Source organism: Streptomyces vietnamensis, from assembly GCF_000830005.1.
In the GTDB taxonomy this organism is placed as follows: Bacteria; Actinomycetota; Actinomycetes; order Streptomycetales; family Streptomycetaceae; genus Streptomyces; species Streptomyces vietnamensis.
Genome location: NZ_CP010407.1, coordinates 7,788,485 through 7,815,343 on the forward strand (window position 1 = coordinate 7,788,485; position 26,859 = coordinate 7,815,343).

A 26,859-nucleotide genomic window follows, 5' to 3' on the forward strand; every position below is an offset into this window, starting at 1 on the left:
GGGGCCCCGGCACCGGACCCGTCAGCAGGTGCCCTTGTAGGAGGTCACGATGCTGTTGCACGGGTGCGCGGACTCGGCCTCGCCGAGCGACTGCAGCTGGAGAACGCAGGCCATCTCTCTCACCTCCTTCCGTGTGCCGTGGACGGCTCCCCGGTCGCGGGCGCCCGCAGATCGAGGAAGGGGACGATCGACGCGTTCCGTTCGAACGCGACGCCGAGGGCAACGAGCACACCCGCGTTTCCGCTGTCCAGGTCCATGGACAGGCGCAGGAGCTGGTTGCCGGGGAAGGCCGGGTGGCCTTCGTGGGAGACGGCGTGCCAGGACAGCCGGCGGACGTGCTCGTGCACGTGCGGCCGGTCCTCGGGCACGTCGAGAAGACCGAGGGTGGTGATGATGCCCGCCCGCCCCATGAACAGCGCGGGATGGCGGACGAAAGGCGCCCGGCAGGCGTGCCGCACCCCGGCGACGACCCGCGCGAACTCCGTGGCCTCAGGGGCCGTCGGGTCCGGCACGCGCGCGAGGTACCGGGCGAGGACCAGCGCGAGACCGCCGCTGCCGGGACCGAGGTAGACCAGGTGCCGGTTGCCGTACAGGAGCCGGAAGCCCCCGTCCGGGAGGAACTGCCCCCGGTCCGTCTCGCGGCGCAGCGCCGTCCGCGCCAGGTCGAGGTGGTGGGGGTCGCCGGTGAGCTCGTGGAGCCGCAGGAAGAAGTACGCCACGCCCGTCAGCCCGTGTTCGAGCCCCACGCGCCCCGTCGGCGGGAACATCGGGGAACTCTCGCGTCCCAGTTCCGCCGCGAGCGTCTCGCCGATGTCGAGGGCCTCCGCGCGCAGCTCCCCGTCGCCGGTGAGCGAGGCGAAGCCGAGCAGGCCCAGCCCGGCGCCCGCCAGACCCGAGTGCAGTCCGGGTGCCCGCAGACCGGCGTGGAGCGCGCGGGTACGGTCGAGCACGTCCAGGGCCTCGTCGCGGCGCCCGAGCGCGTCGAGCACCGCCGCCACGCCGTGCAGGCCGTCCATCAGTCCCGGGCGCGGCTCCCTCACCCGCCGCACGGCCGCCGCCAGCCACTCCCCGTACTCCTCCGGCACGTCGGCGCCCGTCTGACGCAGCGCCCACAGCACCCCGGCGGCTCCGGAGGCGACGCCGATGCCGCCCGTGCCGAACTGCTGGGGGTCGCCGGGGAAGAGCCGGTCCGTACGCCCCGGGGTCGCGCTCGCACGGATGCCGGCGACGAGCGCGTCCCGGACGGCGGGCCAGTCCTCGGGCGCCCCGGCGAGCAGCCGGGCCGCGGTGTCCTCGCCGAAGGGCTCACGGCCCTCGCCGAGCTTGCGGACGAGACGGGCACCGAAGCCCTCGGGCAGCGGGAAGTGCGCGGTGATGACGTCGGTGAGGGTGGCGTACTTGACGGGGTCGCGCTCCTGGAGCGGGTTGATCGGCAGGAACATCCACTGCCGCAGACAGTTCAGGGCGTACTCGTCGGCCTCCCGCCCGGACATGCCCTCGGGTGCGGTGAAACCGGGCGCGCCGAGCGCCGGCGGCTTCGGGTCGTCGAGGTCGCCGGCGATCTCGAAGTCGATCAGGGCCACGCGCCCGTCGGGGCGCAGGATGATGTTCGCCGGGTGCAGGTCGGCGAAGCGCACCCCGCGCGCGTGGACGGCCATCAGCGCCCGGTCCACCTTCGCGAGGACACCGGTCGCCCACGCGGTGTACTCGGCGAGCCGCTCGGCCGAGGGCTCGGGACTGCCGAGCGGATAGCGGGCGAACACCTCCTCCAGGAGCGTCTCGCCCTCGACGTACTCCTCGACGAGGAAGTGGTGCTCCCAGACGACCAGATGGCCGAGGACCCGGGGCACGCAGTCGAGGCCGTCGAGCCGTTCCAGGACCTCCCGTTCCCGGGTGAGCCGGGCGACGGCGTCGGCGCCGTCGCGGTCGAGCCCCGCGTGCGGCCGGGCCTCCACCAGGACGACGTAACCCCCGCCGTCCCGCGCCCGGGCCAGGTAGACCCCGCCGCCGTTGGAGAAGTGCAGCGACTTCTCGATCAGGTACGGGAACTCCTCCCCGCCCGCCGTGCGGCGCTCGACCGAGGCGCGCAGCACCTCCGGGACCGTCACCCACTCCGGCACCGTGAAGACCGGGTCGCGCCGGTCCGGCACCAGCGAGCCGTCCGGCGCCCGCACGGCGTACACGAGTTCGCCGCCGGGCGCCGTGTACGTCAGCGGGACGAACGCGCCGTACCGGACGTACACGGGGGAGTCCTCGTACCGGACGTCGCTGAGGACGTACGGGCCGGTGAAGCCCTTCAGGAGCGCCGCGAGCTCCGGAAGGAGCTCGGCGAGCACGGTGTCGCCGGCCGGGTAGAGGGTGAGGAGCTTGCCGCTGCCGCCCCGGTCGGCGTACTTGCTGTTCAGGAGCCGCAGCGCGGCCCCGCTGCGGAGGAACTTGAAGGTGACACCCCGGGCGAGGCAGAACTCGGACACGAGGTCGCACACGGTGTCCGCGTCGGCGGCCGTGGCCGACACGTGGATCTTCCAGCCCTGCTCGGGCAGGTGACCGTCCTCGGGCTCGACGACCGTCCACAGGCCGTTGGCGCGGCGGCGCCATCCGGGCGGGCAGGGCCGCTTCCCGGCCGCGAACAGACTGTCCTCGTCCCGCATGTGCCACGGCGGTTCGAAGAAGGCCGGATCGGCCTGACAGTAGGCCATCAGCTCCGGAATCGTGGTGGCTTCCATGCGGACGTCTCCCGTGCGAGAAGGGGAAGGGCAGAGGGCTTTACGGGCGGTGCTCGGGTCCAAGGAGGACCGGCAGCGCGAGCAGGTACCGCACCCGGCTCCTGCGGTAGTGCAGCTCCCGTGTGCCGGGCGCCAGGTCCAGGCCGGGGAACCGGCCGGCCAGCGTCCCGAGCGCCGTGCGGACCACCGCCCGGGCGAAGCCGGCGCCGAGGCACGCGTGCCGCCCGTGGCCGAAGGAGGCGTGGGGGTGCGGGGCGCGGCCCGGGTCGGGACCGTCGTGCTCCCCGGGGCACACGGTCGGGTCGTGGTTCGCGGGGCACACGGTCGGGTCGTGGTTCGCGGCCGTCAGGGAGGCCAGGACGCGGTGCCCCGCCGGGATCCGGACCCCGGCCGCCTCGACCGGCGCGACGGCCCGGCGCGCGAACCCCACCGGGTACGGGGTGACACGGCGCAGCAGTTCCTCGGTGACCGGCCCGGCGACGGCGTCCGGGTCCCCGGTGAGCAGCCGCCACCGGTCGCGGTCGGCGAGGAGCGCGGCGACGCCGTTCCCGAGGAGCGTCGTCGTCGGCCGGGCCCCGGACACGAGCAGCAGCCGGGCCGCCGCGATCAGGTCCTCGTCGTGGACGGCCTCGCACATCCTGCTCAGGAGGTCGTCGGCGGGCCGCTTCCGCCGCTCCGCGACGAGACCGGCCAGGTAGGCGTCGACGTCCTCGTGCGCGGCGGGCGGCGGTGTCGGGACCCGGCGGACGAGCCAGTCGGCGAGGTACGGCCGGTCCGGTTCCGGTACGCCGAGGAGTTCGCAGAGCGCGGCCACGGGCAGCGGGACCGCGAACGCGGCCACCAGATCGACCTCCCGGTCCCGGGGCAGCCCGTCCAGGAGCCCGTCGGTGACCCGCCGCAGCCGGGGCAGGAGCGAGTCGGTCCACTGCGGGGTGAGGTGCCGCTCGACGAGCCCGCGCAGCCGGGCGTGCTCGCCGGCGTCGACGGTGACCGTGTCGGCGTCGCCCGGGTGGACGGAGGCCAGCTCCGGTGGCTGCGGCCGGTATCCGGCCGTCGTCGCGGTGTCCCCCCGGAGGCCGGGATGCGCGAGGACCGCCCGGGCGGCCTCGTACCCCGTGACGACCCAGGTCGGTACGGAGCCGGCCGAGGCGAGCCGGTGGACCGGCCCGGCCTCGGCGAACCGGCGCATGACCGAGGGCTCGTGCAGGTCCGCGGGGGAGAGCGCCCGGTTCCCTACGGGACGGGCCTCCTCCGCCGGCCTCGTGCTCAAGTCGGCGAGGAACCGCTCGACGGCCCGCCCGGATTCCTCCGCCGGACCCGGCAGCACCAGGACCGGACAGGCGAGACCGGGCGCCGGCACGTCCGCCGAGGGTTCCGGCGCGAGCGCCACCACGGCGGCCGCCCGCTCCGGATGCCGGTCCGCGAGCGCGAACACCGCCCCGCAGGCCCGGCCCTCCGCCACCAGGACCATCCGGTCCGGACTGTCCGGCGACGCCAGGAAGTCGGCGAGCCGCGCGGCCCACGAGCCCTCCCCGTCCCCCGTGGCCGGGGAGAGCGTCCGGACCCGCCAGCCGCCCCGTACCGCGAGCGACTCCGGACCGGTGAGACCCGTGCCCGTACAGCCTCCGAGGAGCACGAGCTCCCCGGATCCCCCCGACGCCCGCACGGCGCTCATGGCGTACTCCCCCCGAAGCACTTCCGACGACCGGCGGGCTTTCGGTCGTGCTGCCCGCCTGTCGCATAGCCTCCGCCGCCGGGGGGAACCGCGACAGAGTGGACACCTACTCAAACCCCGGCGGACACCTACTCAACGGACAAGCGACACAAGGGCGGAGAAGGGGGTGGGGACGCCGGTGACGGCTGACGGAAGACCCCTGCCCGCCGGCGGAAGCCCCCTGCCCTTCACCGGGCGCCACGCCGAACTGGAGCGCCTGCGCGGCGGATTGCGCAGGCCCGGCTGCCGGGGCGTCGTCCTCACGGGGGAGGGCGGCGTCGGAAAGAGCAGGCTGGCCGCCGAGTTCGCCGACGAGGCCGCCGCCCACCACCGGACCGTGCGGCTCCCGGTGAGCGAGGCGGCCTCGCACGTCCCCCTCGCCGCTTTCGCCCCCCATCTCACCGGCCCCGCGCTCCCCGGCGAACTCGGCCGCCACTTCCAGGAGTTACGGCAGCTGCTCGCCGCCCCGGCGGGCCGGCCCCGCACCCTGCTCCTGGTGGACGGCCTCCACCACCTGGACGGTTCCTCGCTGACCCTGCTGTCCGCGCTCGCCGCCGACGCGGCCACCGGGTTCTTCCTCGTCGCCACCCTGCCGCAGGACGCCGAGTGGCCCGAGGCCCTGCGCTCGCTCTGGCACCAGGACGCCGTGGAGCACCTCCGCATCGGCCCCTTCGACCGGGCCACCACCGCGCGCCTCCTCGCCGACACGCTCGGCGCCCCCGTCTCCGCCCCCGCCGTACGGGCCCTGTGGGAGGCGGGGCGGGGCAATGCGCTGTGGACCCGGGAGATCCTGCGCGCCGCCGTACGGGAGGGCACCCTGCGGCCCGTGGACGAGGTGTGGTGCCTCACCGGACCGCTGGACGACACCCTGCTCGACGCCCCCGCCGAAGGACGCTTCCGCGCGCTCCCGGAGGACCGGCGCACCCTGCTGAGGCTGCTCGCCCTGTGCGGCCCGCTCGGGCTCGCCGACGCCCTGGCGAGGGTGACGCCCGAGGCCCTCGCCGACCTGGAGGAGGAGCGGCTCGTCACGGTCACCGAGGACGACCGGCGCCGACGGGTCCAGCTGGCCCACCCCTGGCACGCCCTGCTGCTCCGCCGGGGCACGCCCCGCCTCCTCGCCCGCTCCCTCCTGCTCGAACAGGCCGGACGCGTACGGGATCACGGGGCGCGGCGGCACGGCGACGCGCTCGCGCTCGCCCGGTGGGAGCTCGACGCCACCGGCACCGCCGACCCCGAGCTGCTCGTCCGCGCCGCCGGGCACGCCCTGGACGACGGCGACGTCGACACCATGTGCCGGCTCGCCCGGGCCGCCCTGACCCAGGGCCCCCACGTCGTGGCCGGACTGCTGCTCGGCGAAGGGCTCGGCCAGCGCGGCGAGTTCGGCGAGAGCATCCCGGTCCTCGAACGGGCCTTCGGCGAGGCCCGTACGCCCGGCGAGGTCGAGTCCGCCGCCGCGGCCCTCTCCCAGCACCACCTCTACGGCCTCGGCGACGCCCTCGCCGCCCTCGGGGTCCTCGACCGGGCCGCCGGGCGGGTCGGGGTCCGGCCCGCGCTCACGGCCTGCCGGGCCGGGCTGCTGAGCGCCGTGGGCCGCAACGACGAGGCCGCCGCGGTCCTGGCCCTGGCCGAGGGCGCCGACCCGAAACCCGGGGGCGAGGACGCCGGCGGCGCGTGGACCCAGACGGACGTGCTGCTGTTGCAGGCGCACCTGCGGGTACGGCTCTCCGCGGGGCGCGTCGACGAGGCCGTGCGCACCGGCCGCCACGCCTACGCCGTCCAGAGCGGGCTCGCCGACCGGTGGACCGCCTACTACCCGGCCCGCAGCCTCTACCTCGTGGCGGCGGCCCTCCTGGAGTCGGGCCGCCTCGACGAGGCGGAACGCACCGCCCTCGAAGGGCAGGAGGCGATGCGGGACGCGGTCCCCGCGCTCACCGTCTGGTTCGCCTGGGTCCGGGGCCGCATCGCCCTCGAACGCGGCCTCGTCACCGACGCCCTGGCCCACTTCCGCGAGGCCCGCGCACTCGCCCGGCTCTGCGGACAGGCCTTCGCCGAGCAGCGGGCCCTGGCCGGCCTGGTCCTCGCCGCGGCCCAGACGGGCCGCCTCGCACCGGAGGCGGAGGCGCTGACGCCCGCCGGCCCTCCGTACAGCCCGCTCTGCCAGCCCGACACGCTCCGCGCCCACGGCTGGGTCCTTCTGCTGCGCGGGGCCGACGGCCCCGCGCGGGAGCTGATGCTCGGCGCCGCGCGGGCGGCGCTCGCCCGTGGCGAGGCCACCGTCGCGACGGCGCTCCTCCATGACGTCCTGCGCTGGGGATCGGCGGGCAGAGGCGTCGCCGCCGAACTGGCCGCGGCGACCGCGCTCGTCCAGGGCTCGCTCGCGGAGGTCCGGGCCGCCCACGCGGCGGCGGTGGCCCCGGCGGGCGGACCCGATCCGGCGGCTCTGGAGGCCGTCGCCGAGCGGATGGCCGCGCTCGGCCTGCACCTGTACGCGGCCGAGGCCTTCGGGGAGGCCGCCGGGGCGTGGCGGCGCCGGGACCGCGCCGCGAGCGCCGCCCGTGCCGCCGCCCGGGCCCTCGCGCTGCGCGGCCGCTGCCAGGAGGCGGCCACACCGGCGCTGGCCGGAGCCTCGGCGGCGGTGCCGCTGAGCGCCCGGGAGCGGGACATCGCGCTGATGGCCGCCCGCGGCCGTACGAGCCGGGAGATCGCCGAGGCGTACGTCCTGTCCGTGCGGACCGTGGAGAACCACCTCGGCAGGATCTACCGCAAGCTCGGCGTCACGGGCCGGGCGGACCTGGCGGACGTCCTGCTGGTCTAGGGCCTGTCCGGCGGCTCAGGGTCGGACAGGCCCTGGGCGCCAGCCGTGACCGGCGCCGTGCCGCCCGCACGGTGCCGGTCGGGCCCACGGTGCCGGTCAGGCCAGGATGCCGCTCCCGTGCGGCGCGTACAGGTCGAGGAGCCGGACCCGGGTCACATGGAGGCGGTGGGCCAGGATCGACCCCACCCAGAAGATGACCGACGCACCGAACTCCGGGTCCGTGTGGCACATCGACCGGACGGCCGGGGCGTCGAACTCGTACGCCCGCACCGGCGTCATCGCCTCCGCCCCCGACTGACACAGATACGGCGGGAACAGCCAGGACAGCCCGACCAGCTCCCCGTGGCGCAGGGTCTCGATCACGGGTGCCCCCCGGCCCGGCACCTTCGCGTCGAGGGTCACCGCGCCCGTCTTGACGATCCAGAACCGGTCGGCGTGCTGCTGTTCCTCGAACAGACGGTCGCCGGATTCGAAGTACACGTCCTCGGCGAAGGCCATCAGGCGCTCCCGGTGCTCCGGCGGCAACGTGCTGACCTTGGGCGCGTCTCTCGTCATGGCTGGCCCTCCTCGCACACTCGGCTCCCACCCCCAGTGTGGGCCCGCCCGTCCCCACGTGCAGGATCCTGACCGGCCGACCGGGTGCCGAAGCGAAGGGTGGTCCCGCGGACACCCTCCGTACACCCTCCGTCCGGAGTGCGCGCGCCGGGCGGAGGGCGGAGCATGAACGTGGGGAGGGAGCGGCAAGCGGGGGCGTGACCCTGGAGGGTGCCATGCCCGTCCCGGACGGCGGCGACACGCTCGTCGTGTTGCGCGGGGTCGACAAGCACTTCGGCCCCCTGCACGTCCTCCGGTCCATCGACCTCACGATCCACCGCGGCGAGGTCGTCGTCGTCATCGGGCCCTCCGGCTCGGGGAAGTCGACGCTGTGCCGGGCGATCAACCGCCTGGAGACCATCGACGCGGGCGAGATCGTCGTCGACGGGCGGCCACTGCCCGCCGAAGGGCGCGAACTGGCGGCCCTGCGGGCCGACGTGGGCATGGTCTTCCAGTCCTTCAACCTCTTCGCGCACAAGACCGTCCTCGACAACGTGACCCTCGGCCAGATCAAGGTCCGCAAGAAGGAGCGGAAGAAGGCCGAGGAACGGGCGCGCGCCCTCCTCGACCGGGTCGGCGTCGCCTCCCAGGCCGACAAGTACCCCGCCCAGCTCTCCGGTGGTCAGCAGCAGCGCGTGGCGATCGCCCGCGCCCTCGCGATGGATCCGAAGGTGATGCTCTTCGACGAGCCGACCTCCGCGCTCGACCCGGAGATGATCAACGAGGTCCTGGAGGTCATGCAGCAACTGGCCCGGGACGGCATGACGATGGTGGTCGTCACCCACGAGATGGGCTTCGCCCGCTCCGCCGCCAACCGCGTGGTCTTCATGGCCGACGGGAGGATCGTCGAGGAGACGACCCCGGACGAGTTCTTCAGCAATCCGCGCAGCGAGCGCGCCAAGGACTTCCTGTCCAAGATCCTCCACCACTGAGCCGCGGCCGCCGTGTGGTCGGTCGCCCGATCAGCAGCCCCAGAGGTGATCCTCATGAACCCGCTCAGGACCAGAAGGGCCACCGTCGCCGTTGCCGCGGCCGTCGTCCTCTCCTTCACCTCCGCCGGATTCGCGCACGGCGCGGCCGGCGGTGTGCTCCGCGACGACGGAGGCAAGATCACCATCGGCATCAAGTTCGACCAGCCCGGCATCGGTCTGAAGACCCCCGACGGGAAGTACACCGGCTTCGACGTCGACGTGGCTACCTATGTCGCCAAGCAGCTGGGCCACGACCCGAAGGACATCGAGTGGAAGGAGGCCAAGAGCGCCGACCGCGAGACCCTGCTCCAGCGCGGCGACGTGGACTTCATCGCGGCCTCGTACTCGATCACCCCCAAGAGGATGGAGAAGGTCGACTTCGCGGGCCCCTACCTCCTCGCCCACCAGGACGTCCTGATCAGGGCCGATGACAACTCGATCAAGAAGCCGTCCGACCTGAACAACAAGAAGCTCTGCTCGGTCACCGGCTCCACCTCCGCGCAGAACGTCAAGACGAAGATCGCCCCGAACGCGCAGCTCCAGGAGTACGGCGGCTACTCCGAGTGCCTCACCGGCCTGGAGAACGGCGTCATCGACGCCATCACCACCGACGACTCGATCCTCGCCGGATACGCCTCGCAGCCCGAGTTCAAGGGCAAGTTCAAGCTCGGCGGCTTCAAGCTGAGCAACGAGAACTACGGCATCGGCGTCCAGAAGGGCAGCGAGCTCAAGGCCAAGATCAACAAGGCCCTGGAGAAGATGGTCGCCGACGGTTCGTGGCAGGCGGCGGTCGACAAGAACTTCGGTCCGGCCGGTTACAAGAACGAGCCCGCTCCGAAGATCGGCGTCGTCGTCCAGTGAGCAGGCAGCCGTGTTCGACTTCCTCCAGGGGTACGACCTGCTCGGAGCCTTCTGGGTGACGGTGCAGCTCACCGTCTACTCCGCGATCGGCTCCCTCGTCTGGGGGACGCTGCTGGCCGCGATGCGCGTCAGCCCCGTCCCCCTCATGCGGGGCTTCGGCACCGCCTACGTCAACATCGTCCGCAACATCCCCCTCACCGTCATCATCGTCTTCACCTCCCTCGGCCTCTTCCAGACCCTCGGAGTCACCCTCGGCGCCGACCGGTTCACCACCATCAACTTCCGGCTCGCCGTCCTCGGACTCATCGCCTACACCAGCGCCTTCGTGTGCGAGGCCCTCCGCTCCGGCATCAACACCGTCCCCCTCGGACAGGTCGAGGCCGCCCGCGCCATCGGCCTCAACTTCCCCCAGGTCCTGCGCCTGATCGTGCTCCCGCAGGCCTTCCGCTCCGTCGTCGGCCCCCTCGCCAACGTCCTCATCGCCCTCACCAAGAACACCACCGTGGCCGCCACCATCGGCGTCGCCGAAGCGGCCCTGCTGATGCGGGAGATGATCGAGAACGAGGCCCAGCTCCTCCTCATCTCCGCGATCTTCGCCGTCGGCTTCCTCTGCCTCACCCTGCCCACCGGCCTCTTCCTCGGCTGGGTGGCCAAGAAGGTGGCGGTGAAGCGGTGAAGGACCGGCCCACCGTCCTCTACGACGTCCCCGGCCCGCGCGCCCGACGCCGCAACCTCCTCTGGACGCTGCTGTTCCTGATCGGCCTCGCCGCCGTGATCTGGTGGGTCGTGGCGAGCCTCGCCGCCAAGAACCAGCTCGAATGGTCCAAGTGGGCGCCCTTCTTCACCGACGCCCGCGTCTGGGAGACGTACATCCTGCCCGCCCTGAAGAACACCGTGATCGCCGCCGCGCTCGCCATGGTCATCGCCCTGCCCCTGGGCGCGCTCCTCGGCATCCTCCGCCTCTCCGACCACCGCTCGGTCCGGGCCGTGGCGGGCACCGTCGTCGAGTTCTTCCGGGCCATCCCCGTCCTGATCCTGATGCTCTTCGCGAACGCCGCCTACTCCGAGTTCACCGAGATCAGCCCGGACACCCGCCCCCTGTACGCCGTCGTCACCGGACTCGTCCTCTACAACGCCTCCGTACTCGCCGAGGTCGTCCGCGCCGGCATCCTCGCCCTCCCCACCGGCCAGACCGACGCGGCCAAGGCCATCGGCATGCGCAAGGGCCAGACCATGACGTACGTCCTGCTGCCGCAGTCGGTCACCGCCATGCTGCCCGCCCTCGTCAGCCAGCTCGTCGTCATCGTCAAGGACACCGCCCTCGGCGGCGCGATGCTCGGCTTCTCCGAACTCCTCGCCTCCGTACGCCCGATGAGCGCCAACTACGGCGCCAACACGATCGCCTGCTTCACCGTCGTCGCCGTCATCTTCGTCGCCCTCAACTTCGCCCTCACCACCTTCGCCTCCTGGCTCGAACGCCGCCTGCGGCGCGGCAAGAAGTCCACCGGCGCGGTCGTCGGCGTCGAAGCGGTGGAGGACCTGGCGGTACCGGGCGAGCACCCGGAAACGCACTGAGACCCATACGACGGAGATCCATACGGGTGATGCGGCCCATCCGTACGGCCGGGTGTGCCGAAATAGCGACCATGAACGCCACCAGGACCGCGCCCGAGCCCCACCCCGAACGCCACGGACCCACCCGCACCGACCGTCTCCTCGCCGCGCTCGGCGGCCTGGTCTCGGCGTACGTCTCCCTGGCCGTAGCGGACGTCGTCTCCTTCTGGGTACGCCCCGAGGCGGGCCCCGTCGTGGCCGTCGGCGGCACCGTCGTCGACCGGACCCCGGCGGCCCTCAAGGAATGGGCGATCCGCGCCTTCGGCGAGAACGACAAGACCGTCCTCCAGCTCGGCATCCTGCTCATCCTCGCCGTCCTCGCCCTCGGGGTCGGGCTGCTCGCCCTGCGCCACCGGCTGCTCGGCGCGGCGGCCGTCGCCGCCTTCGGCGTCCTCGGGGCCCTCGCCGCCGTCACCCGCCCCGACTCCGAATCCGCCATGGACGCCGTCCCCTCCCTCGTCGGAGCCGCCGCCGGCGCGCTCCTCCTGTACGTCCTGACCGGCCGCCTCCTCACCCCGAGGCCCGGAACCGCTCAGGCGGACCGGCGCGGCTTCCTGATCGTCGCCGCCTCCACCGGACTCGCCGCGACCGGAGCCGCCGCCATCGGCCGCGCCGTCGGCACCCCCGTACAGGAGAACGCCGCCGCCTCCCGCGAGGCCCTGCGCCTGCCCCGGCCTGCGTCCCCCGCACCGGCCGTGCCCGCCGGAGCACAGCTCGACGTCCCCGGCATCAGCACCTTCTTCACCCCCAACCGCGACTTCTACCGCGTCGACACCGCGCTCATCGTCCCCAAGGTCAATGCCGACCACTGGCGGCTGCGGATCCACGGCAGCGGCGTCCGCGAGGAACGCACCGTCACCCTCCGGGAGCTCATGGCCCGGCCGGTGCTCGAACGGGACATCACCCTGAACTGCGTCTCCAACCCGGTCGGCGGCCCCTACGTCGGCAACGCCCGCTGGCTCGGCGTACGCCTCGCCGACCTGCTCCGCGAGGCCGGCGTCCGCCCGCCCTCCGAGGGCGGCCCCGCCGACCAGCTGGTGGCCCGCTCCGTCGACGGCATGACCATCGGCACCCCCGTCGAGACCGTCATGGACGGCCGCGACGCCCTCCTCGCCTTCGGGATGAACGGCGAACCCCTGCCCTTCGCCCACGGCTTCCCCGTCCGCATGCTCGTCCCCGGCCTCTACGGCTACGTCTCCGCCTGCAAGTGGATCGAGTCGATCGAACTCACCACCTTCGACGCGTACGACGCCTACTGGGTCCCGCGCGGCTGGGCGGCGCAGGCCCCCGTCAAGACCCAGTCCCGCATCGACACCCCGCGCGCCCTCTCCCGCCCCGCCGCCGGCACCGTCATGGTCGCCGGGGTCGCCTGGGCCCAGCACCGCGGCATCCGCCGGGTCGAGGTACGGGTCGACGACGGCCCCTGGCAGGACGCCCGGCTCGGCGCGGCGGACGGCAGCGACACCTGGCGCGAGTGGGTCCACCCCTGGACCGCCACCCCCGGCCGGCACACCCTCACCGTCCGCGCCACCGACGGCACCGGCACCACCCAGCCGGAACGCCGCACCGACACGATGCCGAACGGGGCACAGGGGTGGCACTCGGTGGAGGTGACGGTCAAGGGATGAGCATGCCGACGGGCGGTCAGAACCAGTGCAGGCAGTGCGGGGCGCGCTCGCCGCGGAACAGGGCGTCGGCGAGGGCGGCCGCACCCGGCCGGTGGGCCCGGACGTGCCCGGCGCGCACGAGCGTGCTCGGAGCCGTACCACCGAGGTACACCGAGCCCAGGTCCCGCACGTCCAGGGACAGGTCCGGCTCCCGGTCCGTCGGTACGCACTCCGCCTTGCCGTCCCGGACGGTCAGCAGGTGGCGGCCGCGCTCGCCGAGGAACGGGTCGTCGACGTCGAGGACGAGCTCGCCGTCCGCGAACCAGCCGCGCGCGGTCAGCGCACCCGGGACGTCGAGGACGCGCACCCAGAGCCAGTCCGTGTCACCGCCCACCTCGCCGGCCCGGAAGTCCGCGAGCTGCCAGCGCAGCGGGTGATCGGACGGGACGTGCTTGAACACGACCCGGTCGACCAGGTCGTGCCCGAGCAGGAACCGGGCCAGGGCCGTGAAGACGGCGTCGTCGACGGCGATGGTCTCGTCGACCGTCAGGGTGTCGCCATCGCCGAGCGAGTACGTGGCATACCCGTCCGGAACCCCGTCGGCGTCCCGGTGGACGGCGACGTGGCGCGGCGCCGGAGCGACCGGGGGCTGCCCGGCGCCCCGCTCCCACCAGCGGTGCGGCCGGGACAGCGCGCCGGGCTGCGCGCGGCGGTACCGGTCGTAGACCTCTTCCAGGACCTCCCCGCACTCGGCGCGCCGCAGCACCTCGACGGAGCCGGAGCCGGTGTCCGTCCCGGAGGCGCGGGGAAGGTCGAAGGCGGCCCGGCGACGGGACACCGTCAGCCGCCCCGTGTAGGTCGCGGGCCCGTACCCGAAGCGGCCGTAGATCGGGGCCTCGGAGGCGAGCAGCACGGAGAGGAACTCCCCGCGCGCCCGCAGCTCGGCGAGCTGATGCCGCATCATCGCGCTGAGCACGCCCCGGCGCCGGTGCGAGGGCAGCACGCCGACGGCGGTCACCCCGCCGACCGGGACGACGGCCCCGCCGGGCAGGGTGAGCTCGAAGGAGTACGCGGCGGCGGTGCCGACGGGCCGCCCGTCCTCCGCCAGCGCGAGCAGGCCGCGGTCCATCTCGAACGCCGACCACCAGACCCCGCTGCCGTCCTCGGCCGGGGTCTCCGGGAAGCGCGCGAACGCGGTGTGAAGCGTGTCGACGAAGACGCCGAGATCGTCGGCGGTGGTGGGACGGATGTCCATCGGTACTGCGGCCTCCCCTGTCCGACGGCCCCACGATCGGCGGGGCCTCGCCCAGTGCAGCGCCAGGGCGCGACCGGGGCAACCGAATTACGACCCCCTACCCACGCGACCCCACACCCACCTGGACGACGCCCCCGTGTGGGGCCCGCGCCGTGCTGGGCGTCGCCCCCGCCCGGGGCTTCGCCCCGCCCCGTGTGGGGCCCGCGCCCGTGCTGGACGGTGCCCTCCGCCGCCCGCCGTGCGGGCCCGCGCCCGACTGGCGTCGCCCCCGCCCGGGGCTTCGCCCCGCCCCGTGTGGCCCGCGCCGGACCGGGCATCGCCCCCGGCCCCGCCCGTGGGCCCGCGCCTGGGCTGGGCGTCGCCCACCCGCCGTGTGGGCAATCGTCCCGCTGGGGCGGGACGGGTGGGCACACGGGACGGCGCCCTTCAGCGGCGCCTCCGCGTTCCGAGCCTGGACCCGCACCCCAGCGGCGCCGCACGACGTGGTGCGGGTTCAGGCGTGGGAGCCTCGGGCGCCGGCGGGCGCGGGTCCGTTGTGCCCACCCGTTCCGCCCCAGCGGAACGATTGCCCACAACGGGGACGGCGGGGCGCCGCCCTGGCGGGTGCGGCGAGGGCGCGGCCCGCGACCGGGCCCGGCGGGGGCGCGGCCCACAACGGTCCGGCCCGGCGCGGGGCCCGACGTGCCGGGCCCCCCGACCCGGCGGACGATGAACGCATGGACGGATCCCTGACCGGTCTGACCGACATCAGCACACCGGCCCGCCTGGCCGCCCCCGACGAGGGCGTCACCCCGCAGGAGCTCGCCCTCGCCGCCCGCAACCACGGACTGCCCCTGGAGGCCCTGCGGTACGACGTCACCCCGCCCGGGCTGCACTACGTCCTCCTGCACTACGACATCCCCGCCACCGACGCCGACGGCTGGCGGCTCACGGTCGGCGGCCGGGTCCTCCGCCCCCTCGCCCTGGACCTCGCGGCGCTCCGCGCCCGCCCCGCCGTCACCCGCCGGGTGACCCTGGAGTGCGCCGGCAACGGCCGGGCCCGGCTCACCCCCCGCCCCGTCAGCCAGCCCTGGCTCGTCGAGGCCGTCGGGACCGCCGACTGGACCGGTGTCCCGCTGGCCGCCCTCCTCGCGGAGGCGGGCATCGCCGAGGGCGCGGTCGAGGCCGTGTTCACCGGCGCCGACCACGGCGTCGAGCGGGGCGTCGAGCAGGACTACCGCCGCAGCCTGCCCCTGGCGACGGCCGCCGACCCGGCGCGGGACGTCCTCGTCGCGTACGCGATGAACGGGGCGCCCCTGCCGCCGCAGCACGGCAGCCCGCTCCGGCTCGTCGTCCCCGGCTGGTACGGCATGGCGCACGTGAAGTGGCTCCACGACATCACGCTCAGCGACGCCCCGTACACCGGCTTCCAGCAGAGCGTCGCCTACCGCCTGCGCCGGGAGGCGGGCGAACCGGGGGAGCCCGTCACCCTCATCGCGCCCCGGGCCCTGATGGTGCCGCCCGGCTTCCCCGACTTCATGTCCCGCACCCGCGTCGTGCGCCCCGGCCCCGTGGCGCTCGCCGGGCGCGCCTGGTCCGGGCACGGTCCGGTGACCCGCGTCGAGGTCAGCGAGGACGGCGGCGCGGCCTGGGCCGACGCCGAGATCGAGCGGGACCCGGCGCACCCGTGGGCCTGGTCCGCCTGGCACGCCACCTGGACCGCGACGCCGGGACTGCGCCACCTGACGGTGCGGGCCACCGACGCCGCCGGGAACGTCCAGCCGCTGACCCCGCCCTGGAACCGCGGCGGCTTCGCCAACAACCTCGTCCAGCGGGTCGAGGTGCTCTGCACCCCGGACGCGTCCGTCGGCCGAGCGGGCGGCGCGTAGAGTCGACCCCGGTGCACCCCCGTGCCGGCGGGTGCACCGTCGACCGACCCTGACGAGGAGACTTTCGTGACCGACCCGGCGTCCACCGCCCTCCAGCTGCAGATCGCCCGGGACCTCCAGGTCGCCGAGACCTTCGACCCGAAGGCGGAGATCGAGCGCCGGGTGGCCTTCCTCACCGAGCGGCTCACCTCCACCGGCCTTCGCTCCCTCGTCCTCGGCATCAGCGGCGGCGTCGACTCCACCACCGCCGGCCGGCTCTGCCAGGTCGCCGTGGAGCGGGCCCGCGCGGCCGGTCACGACGCCACCTTCTACGCGATGCGCCTGCCGTACGGCGTCCAGGCCGACGAGCACGACGCGCAGACCGCCCTCGGCTTCATCCGCGCCGACCGGGTCCTCACCGTGGACGTCAAGGCGGCCAGCGACGCGGCCCTGGAGGCCTGCCTCGCCGGCGGGACGACCTTCCGCGACGCCCACCACCAGGACTTCGTGCAGGGCAACATCAAGGCCCGGCAGCGGATGATCGCCCAGTACGCGGTCGCCGGCGCCCACGACGGCCTCGTCGTCGGCACCGACCACGCCGCCGAGGCCGTCTCCGGCTTCTTCACCAAGTTCGGCGACGGCGCCGCCGACGTCGTCCCGCTGACCGGCCTGACCAAGCGGCGCGTCCGCGCGATCGCCGACGAGCTGGGCGCCCCGACCGAGCTCGTGTGGAAGACCCCCACGGCCGACCTGGAGACCCTCGACCCGGGCAAGGCCGACGAGGACGCGCTCGGCGTCACCTACGACGACATCGACGACTTCCTGGAGGGGAAGCCGGTCGCGGAGACCGCGTACGCCACGATCGTCCGCCGCTACGAGCTCACCGAGCACAAGCGGCAGCTGCCGATCGCGCCCTGAGCTCCTGAGGTCCTGAGGTCCTGAGCCTCTGAGCGGACGGCGCGGCACAGTCGGAGGATCCTGGAAGGGGTGCCCGGGCACCGGGCCCCCGGAAGGGAGCGCGCCATGTTCGGCGAGACCACGGCGTACAGCGGCTTCTCGGTCGACGACCTCGACGCCGCGCGCGACTTCTACGGCGACGTCCTCGGCCTGAGGGTGGAGGAGACCGGCGGCCCGGAGGGGATGCGGATGCTGAACCTCGTCCTGCCCGGCGGGGCGCGGGTCTTCGTCTATCCCAAGGAGAACCACACCCCGGCCACCTTCACGATCCTCAACTTCGAGGTCGACGACATCGACCGGGCCGTCGACGAGCTGGTGGGGCGCGGGGTGACCTTCCAGCGCTACCCCGGCTTCGAGGCCGACGAGAAGGGCGTCGTGCGCGACGGGCACGGCCCCGCCGTCGCCTGGTTCACGGACCCGGCGGGCAACATCATCGCGGTCCTCTCGACCGGCTGACCGCGACGGCACGTTCCCGTCCCGGAAAGCCTCCCCGCCGTGTGATCCACTGTTCCCGCGGGGGGTACGAACAGGAGCAGGAGCAGCGTTGACCACCTACCGCCAGCCGGGCCTCGTCCTCACCGACCACCGCTTCCCCGTCCCCCTCGACCACGCCCGCCCCGACGGCGAGCGCATCGAGGTCTTCGGCCGTGAGGTCGTCGCGGCCGACAAGGACCGATCCGGCCGCGAGAAGCTTCCCTGGCTGGTGTACCTGGAGGGCGGGCCCGGCTTCGGCGCCCGCCGCTTCATCGGCCCGCAGGCCTGGCTCGGCCGCGCCGTGAAGGAGTTCCGCGTCCTCCTCCTCGACCAGCGCGGCACCGGCCGCTCCACCCCGGCCAACCGCCAGACCCTGCCGCTGCGCGGCGGCCCGGCCGAGCAGGCGGAGTACCTGGCGCACTTCCGCGCCGACTCCATCGTCAAGGACTGCGAGCTGATCCGCCGCCGCCTCACCGACGGCGCCCCCTGGACCGTCCTCGGCCAGAGCTTCGGCGGCTTCTGCGCCACCCACTACCTCTCCACCGCCCCCGAGGGCCTGGAGCGGGTCCTCGTCACCGGCGGCCTGCCCTCCCTGTACGCGACCGCCGACGAGGTCTACCGCGCCGCCTACCCCCGTATCCGGCGGAAGAACGAGGCCCACTTCGCCCGCCACCCCCAGGACGCGGAACGGGTCAACGCGATCGCCGCCCACCTCATCGACCACGAGGTCACCCTCCCCGGCGGCGGTCTCCTCACCGTCGAGGCCTTCCAGTCCCTCGGCATCCTCCTCGGTTCCGGCGACGGCACCCACCAGCTCCATCTGCTCCTGGAGGGCGCCTTCGTGCCCACCCCGGGCGGGCCCGCGCTCTCCGACGCCTTCCTGGAGCAGGTCCAGGCGCACCTCTCGTACGCCGGACACCCGCTGTACGCCGTACTCCACGAGGCCATCTACGCCCAGGGGCAGGGCCCCACCGACTGGGCCGCCGAGCGCGTCCGCGCCGAGCACCCCGAGTTCGACGCCCGCACCGCGCTCGCCGAGGGCGCGCCGCTGCTCTTCACCGGCGAGACCGTCCATCCCTGGCACTTCACCACCGACCCCGCCCTGCGCCCGCTCCGCGAGACCGCCGAACTGCTCGCCGCGCGCACCGACTGGGAACCGCTGTACGACCCCGAGCGGCTCGCCGCCAACCAGGTCCCGGTGGCGGCCGCCGTCTACCAGGACGACATGTACGTCGACACCGCCCACTCCCTGGAGACCGCGCGCGCCGTGCGCGGCCTGCGGACCTGGGTGACCGACGAGTTCGAGCACGACGGGGTGCGGGCCGGCGGGCCGCGCGTCCTCGACCGGCTGCTCTCCCTCGCCAGGAGCGAGATCTGATCGCACGGGATCACGTTCCGACCGTTCGGGCATAGGATTCGGCGCGCAATCGATCAGCAAGGGAGCAAGGGGCCCGGATGGCGGCACGCGAGACACCGGCGTCCGGCCGGGAGCTGAAGTTCCGGGCCCTCATGGCGGAGCTGCGGCGCGGCATCCTCGACGGCACCTGGCCCCCCGGCAGCAAGCTGCCCACCGAACGCGCGCTCGCCACCGAGACGGGCCTGTCCGTCACCACCGTCCGCCGCGCCTACGAGGACCTCGTCGCCCTCGGCCTCGTCGAACGGCGCCAGGGCGCGGGGACCTTCGCCGCCCACCGCCCCGAGCGCGACCGGGCCGACCGCCGGATCGTCGGCGTCCTCGTCCCCGACACCACCTTCTACTACCCGCGCGTCCTCCAGGGCATCGAGAAGGAACTCGCGGCGGCCGGCGCCCGGCTCGTCCTCGCCTGCTCGCACTACGACCCCGCCGAGGAGGACGCCGCCGTCGAACGGCTCCTGTCCGCCGGGGTCCACGGCCTCCTCCTCGTACCCAGCCTGCACACCGCGACCGACCCGGGACGGCGCGCCGAGGAGCTCCTCGCCCTGCCCGTCCCCGCCGTCCTCGTCGAACGCCGGCTCGCCGCCCACGGCCCCGGCGACCCCACCGAGCACGTGTGCACCGACCACGAGGGCGGCGCCTACGACGCCGTGCGCCATCTGCGGGCCCTCGGGCACGAGCGGCTCGGGCTCGTCGCCCGCACCGACGCGCCCACCACCGCCCCCATCGAGTCCGGCTTCGCCCGCGCCCTCGCCGACCTCGGACTGCCCGCCCCGGCGTACGAGCGGGACGTGATGGCCCGCTGGGACCCGGACCGCGCCGACCTCGCTCTCGCCGCGCTGCGCGCCTCCGGCGTCACCGCCGCGCTCTGCTTCGGCGACCGGGAGGCCGCCCTGATGCTCGGGGCGGCCCGCCGGGCCGGCCTTCGGGTGCCGGAGGACCTCGCCCTGATCAGCTACGACAACGAGTTCGCGGACGTCGCGGAGACCCCGCTGACGGCCGTGTCGCCGCCCAAGTACCAGCTGGGCCGCCTCGCCGCGCAGATCCTGCTGCGACGACTGGCCGAGGGGGACGCGGCCCCGTTGCACCAGGTGCAGCTGCGACCGAGGCTCGTGGTCCGCGCCTCCTGCGGCGGCCGGGCGCGGGAGGCGCAAAAGTCCAAGCAGTGAGTACGGATTGCTCATGGTGTGCTCTGGTCGCGCACGGATACAACTCGGTCCGGACCCGTGAGGGACCCACAAGGGCCCACAAGGGACCCACGAGGGACCCGCGAGGACCCACGAGGAGAGGACCCGGACCATGAGCACCCACGTCAGCGCGGAGATCGCCGGCCAGCCCGACTGCTGGCGCCGCGCCGCCGAGATCGCCGACCGCGACACCGGCCTGCTGCCGGCCCGCGGCGAGCGCGTCGCGGTCGTCGGCTGCGGCACCTCGTACTTCATCGCCCGCGCCTACGCGGCGCTGCGGGAGTCCCTCGGCGCGGGCGAGACCGACGCGTTCCCCGCCTCCGACACGACCCCGCTCGGCCGCGGCTACGACCGGATCGTCGCCCTCACCCGCTCCGGCACCACCACGGAGGTCGTGGACCTGCTCGCCGGCGCCGCGGGCCGCGTCCCGACGCTCGTCGTCACCGGGGTCCCCGACAGCCCCGCCGGACGGCTCGCCGACCGGATCGTCGACCTCGGCTTCGCCGACGAACGCTCCGTCGTCCAGACCCGGTTCGCCACCACCGCCCTCCAACTCCTGCGCGCCGGGCTCGGGGTGGACCTCGGCCCGGCGATCGCCGACGCCGAACTCGTCCTGTACGAGCAGCTGCCGGCCGCCTGGGAGCGACGCGGCCAGTTCACCTTCCTCGGCACCGGCTGGACCGTCGGACTCGCCGACGAGGCGGCGCTCAAGCTGCGCGAAGTGGCCCGCGCCTGGACGGAGTCGTACGCGGCGATGGAGTACCGCCACGGCCCGATCACCATCAGCGACCGGGCGAGCCTGGTCTGCTGCATCGGCCCGGAGCCCTCCGGCCTCCGCGACGAAGTGGAGTCCACGGGCGCCCTGTTCGCCGCCGACGCGATCGACCCGGTCGCGGCCCTCGTCCGCGTCCAGCGGCTCGCGGTCGCCCTCGCGGCCCGGCGCGGCCTCAACCCCGACCGCCCGCGGCACATCTCGCGCTCGGTCATCCTCGCCGGAGCGTTCCGCCCCACCGTGTCGGAGGCGACCCGTATCCTGCGCTCATGATCGACACGGATGCCCAGGAGCTCCTGGAGATGCCCGGCGACTGGACGCGCGCGCTCGCCGTCGTCGCCCACCCCGACGACCTGGAGTACGGCTGCGCGGCGGCCGTCGCCGCCTGGACGGACGCGGGGAAGGAGGTCACGTACGTCCTCGCCACCCGCGGCGAGGCCGGCATCGACACCCTCGCCCCGGACCTCTGCGGCCCGATCCGCGAGCAGGAGCAGCGGGACAGCGCGGCCGTCGTCGGCGTGGACACCGTCGAGTTCCTCGACCACCGCGACGGCGTGATCGAGTACGGTCTCGGGCTGCGCCGCGACATCGCGGCCGCGATCCGCCGCCACCGCCCGGAGCTCGTGATCACCCTCAACCACCGCGACACCTGGGGCGGCGGCCCGGGCGCCCCCTGGAACACCCCGGACCACCTGGCCGTCGGCCGCGCCACCCTCGACGCGGCCGCCGACGCGGGCAACCGCTGGATCTTCCCCGAACTGACCGACCAGGGCCTGGAGCCCTGGAACGGCGTCCGCTGGGTCGCGGTCGCCGCCTCCAGCACGCCGACCCACGCGATCGACGCGACCCCCGGCCTGGACCGCGCGATCCGCTCCCTCCTCTGCCACCGCGCCTACATCGAGGCCCTGACGGACGAGGACCCGGAGAAGTACGTCCGCGACTTCCTGACCACGGCGACGTCCCGCGCATCGGCCCGCTTCGGCGACCGCCCGGCGGTCACGTTCGAACTCTTCGCCCGCTAGGGCCCGTCCGACGATTCGCGGCGGATCAGGCCCTCGGCATGGGCTTCATCACCGCGAAGACCGCGCCGAAGGGGTCGGCGAGCCAGGCGATGCGGCCGACGTCGGGGATGTCGGCGGCGGGCAGGACGACCGAGCCGCCGCCGCCCTGGGCCGTGCGGGAGGTCGCGTCGGGGTCCTCCACCGTGAAGTACGGGATCCAGCGCGAGGGATCTCCCTCGTTCTGGACCTCGGCGACGCCGCCGAAGGAGGCCTCCTCCTGGTCTCCCTCGGCGGTGGAGATCACCCGGTAGGTGATGCCGGGCGCCTCCATCAGCGACCAGCGCCAGCCGAACAGGGTCCGGTAGAAGGCGAGCGTGGACTCCGGGTCGGGGACGTGCAGTTCGGCCCAGAGGAGGGTGTCGGGGGCGGAGGTCCGCTCCAGGCCCTTCACCGTCCCCGGCTGCCAGACGGCGAACTCGGCGCCGGCCGGGTCGGTCAGGCAGGCCATGCGGCCCGCGTCCATGACGTCGAAGGCCTCGACGCGCACGGTGCCTCCCGCCTCCTCGGCGGCCTTCTGGGTGGCGTCCGCGTCCGGGGTCTGGAAGTACACCGTCCAGGCGCTGTGCGCGCCCTCGTCGAGCGGTCCCAGGGCCCCGACCGTGGCGCCGTCCTGCTGGAAGAAGCCGTAGCCGCCGGAGTCCGGGCCCGCCGACCGGAAGTCCCAGCCGAAGACCGCGCCGTAGAACGCGGCCGCGGCATCGGTGTCCGGGCTGCCGAGGTCGATCCAGTTGGGGGAGCCCTTGGTGAACTGCGTACCGAGCATGGGTGGTGTCCCGTCCTTGCGTCGTCCGTGGCCGAATGTGGTCACCATGGCCGATCCTCGCCCGCGGGCCCGTGCGGCGCAGCCCCAGCCGCCGCGTTTCATCCGGCCGGGCGACGGTTCGCCTCGCCGATCGGCAAGGAATCTTGCCGTTTCTGCAACAATTGCCGTATGACCGAAGACGACCGCATCGACGCCGTCCTGACCGAGGTCGGCCCCCGGCTCCGCCGTGTCCGCCGCGACCGCGGGGTGACCCTCGCCGAGCTCTCCGCCGCCACCGGCATCTCCGTGAGCACCCTCTCCCGGCTGGAGTCCGGACAGCGCAAGCCCAGCCTCGAACTGCTCCTGCCGCTCGCCCGCGCCCATCAGGTCCCCCTCGACGAGCTGGTCGGCGCCCCGCCGGTCGGCGACCCCCGGGTCAAGGCGAAGCCCATCGTGCGCCACGGCCGGACCATGTACCCGTTGACCCGGCAGCCCGGCGGGCTCCAGGCGTACAAGGTGATCCAGGAGAAGGCGCACGAGAACCCGGAACCCCGGGTGCACGAGGGGTACGAGTGGCTGTACGTGCTCTCCGGGAGGCTCCGGCTCGTCCTGGGCGAGCACGACGTCGTCCTGACCGCCGGCGAGGCGGCCGAGTTCGACACGCGCGTCCCGCACTGGTTCGGGCCGACCGAGGACGGGCCGGTGGAGTTCCTCAGCCTGTACGGGCCGCAGGGGGAGCGCATGCACGTACGGGCGCGCCCCAAGAAGTCCGGCTGACCCGGCAAGAAGTCCGGCCGACCCGGTTCCGCTGCGAGCAAGCGACCGCTTAGTATGCCACCGACCGCTCGGTACGGAGGAGGCATTCCGGATGCAGGCATGGCGTGTGCACGAGAACGGCGAACCGGGCGCGGTGATGCGCCGGGAGGAGGTCGAACCGCCCACCCCCGGCGACGGTCAGGTCCTCCTCCGGGTCCGCGCCGCGAACGTCAACTTCCCCGACGCGCTGCTCTGCCGCGGCCACTACCAGGTGCGGCCCCCGCTGCCCTTCACCCCCGGCGTCGAGGTCTGCGCCGAGACCGAGGACGGACGCCGGGTCATCACCACCGCCGCCCTCCCGCACGGCGGCTTCGCCGAGTACACCCTCGCCGACGCCGCCGGGCTCCTGCCCGCCCCGGAGGCACTCGACGACGCCGAGGCCGCCGCGCTGCACATCGGCTACCAGACCGGCTGGTTCGGCCTGCACCGCCGTGCCCACCTCCAGGAGGGCGAGACCCTCCTCGTCCACGCGGCGGCGGGCGGCGTCGGCAGCGCCGCCGTCCAGCTCGGCAAGGCGGCCGGCGCCACCGTCATCGGCGTCGTCGGCGGCCAGGAGAAGGCCGCCGTCGCCCGCGCCCTCGGCTGCGACCTGGTGATCGACCGCCGCTCCGAGGACGTCGTCGCCGCCGTCAAGGCCGCCACCGGCGGCCGGGGCGCCGACGTGATCTACGATCCCGTCGGCGGCGAGGCCTACCAGCAGTCCGCCAAGTGCGTCGCCTTCGAGGGCCGGATCGTGATCGTCGGTTTCGCGAGCGGCACCGTCCCCGCCCCCGCCCTCAACCACGCCCTGGTGAAGAACTACTCGATCCTCGGCCTCCACTGGGGCCTGTACGCGGCGAAGGACCCGGCCTCGATCGCCCGCTGCCACGAGACCCTGACCGCCTACGCGGCGAAGGGGATCGTCAAGCCGCTCATCGGCGAGCGCGTCCCCTTCGCCCTCGCGGCCGACGCCGTCCAGCGCGTCGCCGACGGCACCACCACCGGCCGCCTGGTCGTCCTCCCGGAAGGAGCCCACGCATGACCGACGCCGAGGAACTCCGCAGCCGGGTCAGGCAGTTGCTCGCCGAGCACCCGCCGGCCACGACCGACCGCACCGACTTCCTGAAGGCCCGCTTCGACGCCGGACTCGCCTGGGTGCACTACCCCGTGGGCCTCGGCGGCCTCGACGCGCCCCGCGCCCTCCAGGCCGTCGTCGACGCCGAACTCGCCGCCGCGGGCGCCCCCGACAACGACCCGCGCCGGATCGGCATCGGCCTCGGCATGGCCGCCCCCACCCTCCTCGCGTACGGCTCCGAAGAGGTCAAGTCCCGCTTCCTGCGGCCCCTCTGGGTCGGCGAGGAGGTCTGGTGCCAGCTCTTCAGCGAGCCCGGCGCCGGCTCCGACCTCGCCGCGCTCGGCACGCGCGCCGTACGCGACGGCGAGGACTGGGTGATCGACGGGCAGAAGGTGTGGACCTCCAGCGCCCACATCGCCCGCTGGGCCATCCTCATCGCCCGCACCGACCCGGACGCGCCCAAGCACCGGGGCATCACCTACTTCGTCTGCGACATGACCGACCCCGGCGTGGAGGTCCGGCCGCTGCGCCAGATCACCGGCGAGGCCGAGTTCAACGAGGTCTTCCTCACCGGCGTCCGCATCCCCGACGCCCACCGCCTCGGCGAGGTCGGCGACGGCTGGCGGGTCGCCCAGACCACCCTCATGAACGAGCGGGTCTCCATCGGCGGCGCCCGCATCCCCCGCGAGGGCGGCATGATCGGGAAGCTCGCCACGACCTGGCGCGAGCGCCCCGAACTGCGCACCCACGAGCTGCACCGCCGCCTCCTCGACCTCTGGGTCGACGCCGAGGTCGCCAGGCTCACCGGCGAACGCCTCCGCCAGCAGCTCGTCGCCGGACAGCCGGGACCCGAGGGCAGCGCGATGAAGCTCGGCTTCGCCCGGCTCAACCAGGCCATCAGTGGCCTTGAGGTCGAACTCCTCGGCGACGAGGGCCTGTTGTACGGGGAGTGGGAGATGCGTCGCCCCGAGCTCGTCGACTTCACCGGCCGCGACGCCGGCTACCGCTACCTCCGCTCCAAGGGCAACTCGATCGAGGGCGGGACCAGCGAGGTGCTCCTCAACATCGTCGCCGAGCGGGTCCTCGGCCTGCCCCCGGAGCCCCGCAACGACAAGGACGTCGCCTGGAAGGACCTCGCGCGATGACTGATCTGCTGTACTCCGAGACCGAGGACGACCTGCGGGCGACGGTGCGCGCCCTGCTCGCCGACCGGGCCGGCCACCAGGTGCTGCTCGACCGGATCGAGACGGACGATCCGTACGTCCCCGGCCTCTGGAAGTCCCTCGCGGGCGACATCGGAGCCGCCGGGCTCCTCGTCCCCGAGAAGCTCGGCGGCCAGGGCGCGAGCCATCGCGAGGCCGCCGTGGTCCTGGAGGAGCTGGGCCGCGCGGTGACCCCACTGCCGTACCTCACGAGCGCGGTGGTGGCCACGGAGACGCTGCTCGGCCTGGCGGGGGAGGGCGGCGGCCCGGCCGTCGAGCTCCTGGCGGAGCTCGCGAGCGGACGGAAGGTCGCGGTCCTCGCCGTACCGCTGTCGACCGCGCCGGACGCGGAGCCGTTCCCGCCCGGAGCGCCGGAGGCGGGACCGTCCCCGTCCGCCGCATCCGACGCCGGGCCGCTGCCCGCCTCCACGGTCGCGGGCGTGGCCGACGCCGTCGCCGCCGACGTCCTCCTCGTCCCGCGCGCCGACGGCCTGTACGCCGTACCGGCCGAGGAGGCGACGGTCGAGCCGCAGACCCCGCTCGACCTCACCCGCCCGCTCGCCCGCGTCACCACGCGGCCCGGGACCGGCACGCGACTCGCCGACGGCGACGCGGCCCGTACGGCCGTCCGGCGCGGACTGCTCGCCGGGGCGGGACTGCTCGCCTCCGAGCAGCTCGGGCTCGCCGAACGGTGCCTGGAGGAGACCGTCCGGTACACCCGCGAGCGCCACCAGTTCAACCGGCCCGTCGGCTCCTTCCAGGCCCTGAAGCACCGCATGGCCCAGCTCTGGCTGGACGTCGTCGGGGCCAGGGCCGCGGCCCGCGCCGCCGCCGACGCCCTCGCCACCGGCAGCCCGGACGCCCCGCTCACCGTCGCGGTCGCCCAGGCCTACTGCTCCAAGGTCGCGGTCCGCGCCGCCGAGGAGTGCGTCCAGCTGCACGGCGGCATCGGCATGACCTGGGAGCACCCGGCGCACCTGGCGCTGAAGCGGGCCAAGTCCGACCAGATCGCGCTGGGTTCGACGGGCCGGCACCAGGACGCGATCGCCGCCCTGATGGACCTCCCGGCGCCCGCGTGACGGAGCGGCGGCCCCTGGGCAAGGGGCCGCCGCGTCCGCGCCCCTTTGCACGGGGAAGGACCGCCTGCCCGCCGCGCCCTGGCCGAATCTCACCCGT

22 protein-coding genes are annotated in these 26,859 nt (G+C 74.4%); 17 read left to right on the forward strand and 5 right to left on the reverse strand.

Features of this window, described 5'->3' with window-relative positions:
* Positions 1 to 119 precede the first annotated feature (119 nt).
* Together lanKC and SVTN_RS34775 are read right to left on the reverse strand one after the other, a co-directional pair.
* Entirely contained in the window at positions 120 to 2,726 is a 2,607-nt protein-coding gene (lanKC, locus tag SVTN_RS34770; RefSeq protein ID WP_041132653.1) for a class III lanthionine synthetase LanKC, read from the reverse strand.
* Between the two features lie 40 nt (positions 2,727 to 2,766).
* Positions 2,767 to 4,401, reverse strand: coding sequence for a cytochrome P450 (locus tag SVTN_RS34775; protein ID WP_052499469.1), 1,635 nt, complete (start codon positions 4,399 to 4,401; stop codon positions 2,767 to 2,769).
* 178 nt (positions 4,402 to 4,579) lie between these two features.
* Here SVTN_RS34775 and SVTN_RS34780 point away from each other — a divergent pair, with 178 nt between their 5' ends.
* Positions 4,580 to 7,255, forward strand: coding sequence for a helix-turn-helix transcriptional regulator (locus SVTN_RS34780; protein ID WP_159026547.1), 2,676 nt, complete (start codon positions 4,580 to 4,582; stop codon positions 7,253 to 7,255).
* A 96-nt stretch (positions 7,256 to 7,351) separates the two neighbouring features.
* Here SVTN_RS34780 and SVTN_RS34785 read toward each other — a convergent pair whose 3' ends face one another.
* On the reverse strand, positions 7,352 to 7,810 hold the full coding sequence (locus SVTN_RS34785) for a Crp/Fnr family transcriptional regulator (RefSeq protein WP_041132655.1): 459 nt from the start codon (positions 7,808 to 7,810) through the stop codon (positions 7,352 to 7,354).
* A 215-nt stretch (positions 7,811 to 8,025) separates the two neighbouring features.
* Here SVTN_RS34785 and SVTN_RS34790 point away from each other — a divergent pair, with 215 nt between their 5' ends.
* The 5 genes from SVTN_RS34790 (at position 8,026) to SVTN_RS34810 (ending at position 12,923) form a co-directional block, all read left to right on the forward strand.
* The gene (locus SVTN_RS34790; protein ID WP_041134559.1) at positions 8,026 to 8,781 is read left to right on the forward strand and encodes an amino acid ABC transporter ATP-binding protein; all 756 of its coding nucleotides are present in this window, start codon (positions 8,026 to 8,028) and stop codon (positions 8,779 to 8,781) included.
* 54 nt (positions 8,782 to 8,835) lie between these two features.
* Positions 8,836 to 9,681 carry a glutamate ABC transporter substrate-binding protein gene (locus SVTN_RS34795; RefSeq protein ID WP_041132656.1) on the forward strand — a complete coding sequence of 282 codons (846 nt, stop codon included), beginning with the start codon at positions 8,836 to 8,838 and terminating at the stop codon, positions 9,679 to 9,681.
* A 10-nt stretch (positions 9,682 to 9,691) separates the two neighbouring features.
* Complete coding sequence (locus SVTN_RS34800) at positions 9,692 to 10,357, forward strand: amino acid ABC transporter permease (protein ID WP_041132657.1); 666 nt, start codon at positions 9,692 to 9,694, stop codon at positions 10,355 to 10,357.
* Positions 10,354 to 11,256 (forward strand): amino acid ABC transporter permease, encoded by a 903-nt coding sequence (locus tag SVTN_RS34805; RefSeq protein WP_041132658.1) that lies wholly within the window; start codon positions 10,354 to 10,356, stop codon positions 11,254 to 11,256. The genes SVTN_RS34800 and SVTN_RS34805 overlap by 4 nt, the downstream gene beginning before the upstream one ends.
* A gap of 71 nt (positions 11,257 to 11,327) precedes the next feature.
* Complete coding sequence (locus tag SVTN_RS34810; protein ID WP_078908621.1) at positions 11,328 to 12,923, forward strand: molybdopterin-dependent oxidoreductase; 1,596 nt, start codon at positions 11,328 to 11,330, stop codon at positions 12,921 to 12,923.
* A 16-nt stretch (positions 12,924 to 12,939) separates the two neighbouring features.
* Here the strand turns inward: SVTN_RS34810 and SVTN_RS34815 are convergent, their stop codons facing one another.
* On the reverse strand, positions 12,940 to 14,157 hold the full coding sequence (locus SVTN_RS34815; protein WP_041132659.1) for a GNAT family N-acetyltransferase: 1,218 nt from the start codon (positions 14,155 to 14,157) through the stop codon (positions 12,940 to 12,942).
* A 716-nt stretch (positions 14,158 to 14,873) separates the two neighbouring features.
* On the opposite strand from SVTN_RS34815, the gene SVTN_RS34820 reads away from it, so the two are divergent.
* The 7 genes from SVTN_RS34820 (at position 14,874) to SVTN_RS34850 (ending at position 21,830) form a co-directional block, all read left to right on the forward strand.
* The gene (locus SVTN_RS34820) at positions 14,874 to 16,025 is read left to right on the forward strand and encodes a sulfite oxidase (protein WP_041132660.1); all 1,152 of its coding nucleotides are present in this window, start codon (positions 14,874 to 14,876) and stop codon (positions 16,023 to 16,025) included.
* Between the two features lie 66 nt (positions 16,026 to 16,091).
* Positions 16,092 to 16,922, forward strand: coding sequence for an ammonia-dependent NAD(+) synthetase (gene nadE / locus SVTN_RS34825; protein ID WP_041132661.1), 831 nt, complete (start codon positions 16,092 to 16,094; stop codon positions 16,920 to 16,922).
* 105 nt (positions 16,923 to 17,027) lie between these two features.
* Positions 17,028 to 17,417, forward strand: a complete 390-nt coding sequence (locus tag SVTN_RS34830; protein WP_041132662.1) for a VOC family protein — start codon at positions 17,028 to 17,030, stop codon at positions 17,415 to 17,417.
* Between the two features lie 88 nt (positions 17,418 to 17,505).
* Positions 17,506 to 18,813, forward strand: a complete 1,308-nt coding sequence (locus SVTN_RS34835) for an alpha/beta fold hydrolase (protein ID WP_041132663.1) — start codon at positions 17,506 to 17,508, stop codon at positions 18,811 to 18,813.
* A 77-nt stretch (positions 18,814 to 18,890) separates the two neighbouring features.
* The gene (locus tag SVTN_RS34840) at positions 18,891 to 20,018 is read left to right on the forward strand and encodes a GntR family transcriptional regulator (RefSeq protein WP_041132664.1); all 1,128 of its coding nucleotides are present in this window, start codon (positions 18,891 to 18,893) and stop codon (positions 20,016 to 20,018) included.
* Between the two features lie 130 nt (positions 20,019 to 20,148).
* Positions 20,149 to 21,081 carry an SIS domain-containing protein gene (locus tag SVTN_RS34845; protein WP_041132665.1) on the forward strand — a complete coding sequence of 311 codons (933 nt, stop codon included), beginning with the start codon at positions 20,149 to 20,151 and terminating at the stop codon, positions 21,079 to 21,081.
* A complete protein-coding gene (locus SVTN_RS34850; protein ID WP_041132666.1) occupies positions 21,078 to 21,830 on the forward strand; it encodes a PIG-L deacetylase family protein in 753 nt (250 codons plus the stop codon). The genes SVTN_RS34845 and SVTN_RS34850 overlap by 4 nt, the downstream gene beginning before the upstream one ends.
* Positions 21,831 to 21,855: 25 nt before the next feature.
* Here SVTN_RS34850 and SVTN_RS34855 read toward each other — a convergent pair whose 3' ends face one another.
* Positions 21,856 to 22,632 (reverse strand): VOC family protein, encoded by a 777-nt coding sequence (locus SVTN_RS34855; protein WP_041132667.1) that lies wholly within the window; start codon positions 22,630 to 22,632, stop codon positions 21,856 to 21,858.
* A 168-nt stretch (positions 22,633 to 22,800) separates the two neighbouring features.
* Between SVTN_RS34855 and SVTN_RS34860 the strand changes: the two genes are divergently transcribed.
* From SVTN_RS34860 to SVTN_RS34875, 4 genes are all read left to right on the forward strand, one after another.
* Positions 22,801 to 23,388, forward strand: coding sequence for a helix-turn-helix domain-containing protein (locus SVTN_RS34860; protein ID WP_041132668.1), 588 nt, complete (start codon positions 22,801 to 22,803; stop codon positions 23,386 to 23,388).
* A 91-nt stretch (positions 23,389 to 23,479) separates the two neighbouring features.
* Positions 23,480 to 24,448: an NADPH:quinone oxidoreductase family protein gene (locus SVTN_RS34865; protein ID WP_041132669.1), complete on the forward strand. Its 969-nt coding sequence runs from the start codon at positions 23,480 to 23,482 to the stop codon at positions 24,446 to 24,448.
* Complete coding sequence (locus SVTN_RS34870; RefSeq protein WP_041132670.1) at positions 24,445 to 25,626, forward strand: acyl-CoA dehydrogenase family protein; 1,182 nt, start codon at positions 24,445 to 24,447, stop codon at positions 25,624 to 25,626. The genes SVTN_RS34865 and SVTN_RS34870 overlap by 4 nt, the downstream gene beginning before the upstream one ends.
* Positions 25,623 to 26,762, forward strand: a complete 1,140-nt coding sequence (locus tag SVTN_RS34875; protein ID WP_041132671.1) for an acyl-CoA dehydrogenase family protein — start codon at positions 25,623 to 25,625, stop codon at positions 26,760 to 26,762. The genes SVTN_RS34870 and SVTN_RS34875 overlap by 4 nt, the downstream gene beginning before the upstream one ends.
* Positions 26,763 to 26,859: the final 97 nt, after the last annotated feature.

Bases quoted from the DNA above. Each gene is read 5' to 3' on its own strand.
- lanKC (WP_041132653.1), bottom strand. From the start codon at position 2,726: ATGGAAGCCACCACGATTCCGGAGCTGATGGCCTACTGTCAGGCCGAT.
- SVTN_RS34775 (WP_052499469.1), bottom strand. From the start codon at position 4,401: ATGAGCGCCGTGCGGGCGTCGGGGGGATCCGGGGAGCTCGTGCTCCTC.
- SVTN_RS34785 (WP_041132655.1), bottom strand. From the start codon at position 7,810: ATGACGAGAGACGCGCCCAAGGTCAGCACGTTGCCGCCGGAGCACCGG.
- SVTN_RS34790 (WP_041134559.1), top strand. From the start codon at position 8,026: ATGCCCGTCCCGGACGGCGGCGACACGCTCGTCGTGTTGCGCGGGGTC.
- SVTN_RS34795 (WP_041132656.1), top strand. From the start codon at position 8,836: ATGAACCCGCTCAGGACCAGAAGGGCCACCGTCGCCGTTGCCGCGGCC.
- SVTN_RS34810 (WP_078908621.1), top strand. From the start codon at position 11,328: ATGAACGCCACCAGGACCGCGCCCGAGCCCCACCCCGAACGCCACGGA.
- SVTN_RS34815 (WP_041132659.1), bottom strand. From the start codon at position 14,157: ATGGACATCCGTCCCACCACCGCCGACGATCTCGGCGTCTTCGTCGAC.
- SVTN_RS34820 (WP_041132660.1), top strand. From the start codon at position 14,874: ATGGACGGATCCCTGACCGGTCTGACCGACATCAGCACACCGGCCCGC.
- SVTN_RS34830 (WP_041132662.1), top strand. From the start codon at position 17,028: ATGTTCGGCGAGACCACGGCGTACAGCGGCTTCTCGGTCGACGACCTC.
- SVTN_RS34840 (WP_041132664.1), top strand. From the start codon at position 18,891: ATGGCGGCACGCGAGACACCGGCGTCCGGCCGGGAGCTGAAGTTCCGG.
- SVTN_RS34845 (WP_041132665.1), top strand. From the start codon at position 20,149: ATGAGCACCCACGTCAGCGCGGAGATCGCCGGCCAGCCCGACTGCTGG.
- SVTN_RS34850 (WP_041132666.1), top strand. From the start codon at position 21,078: ATGATCGACACGGATGCCCAGGAGCTCCTGGAGATGCCCGGCGACTGG.
- SVTN_RS34855 (WP_041132667.1), bottom strand. From the start codon at position 22,632: ATGCTCGGTACGCAGTTCACCAAGGGCTCCCCCAACTGGATCGACCTC.
- SVTN_RS34860 (WP_041132668.1), top strand. From the start codon at position 22,801: ATGACCGAAGACGACCGCATCGACGCCGTCCTGACCGAGGTCGGCCCC.
- SVTN_RS34865 (WP_041132669.1), top strand. From the start codon at position 23,480: ATGCAGGCATGGCGTGTGCACGAGAACGGCGAACCGGGCGCGGTGATG.
- SVTN_RS34870 (WP_041132670.1), top strand. From the start codon at position 24,445: ATGACCGACGCCGAGGAACTCCGCAGCCGGGTCAGGCAGTTGCTCGCC.
- SVTN_RS34875 (WP_041132671.1), top strand. From the start codon at position 25,623: ATGACTGATCTGCTGTACTCCGAGACCGAGGACGACCTGCGGGCGACG.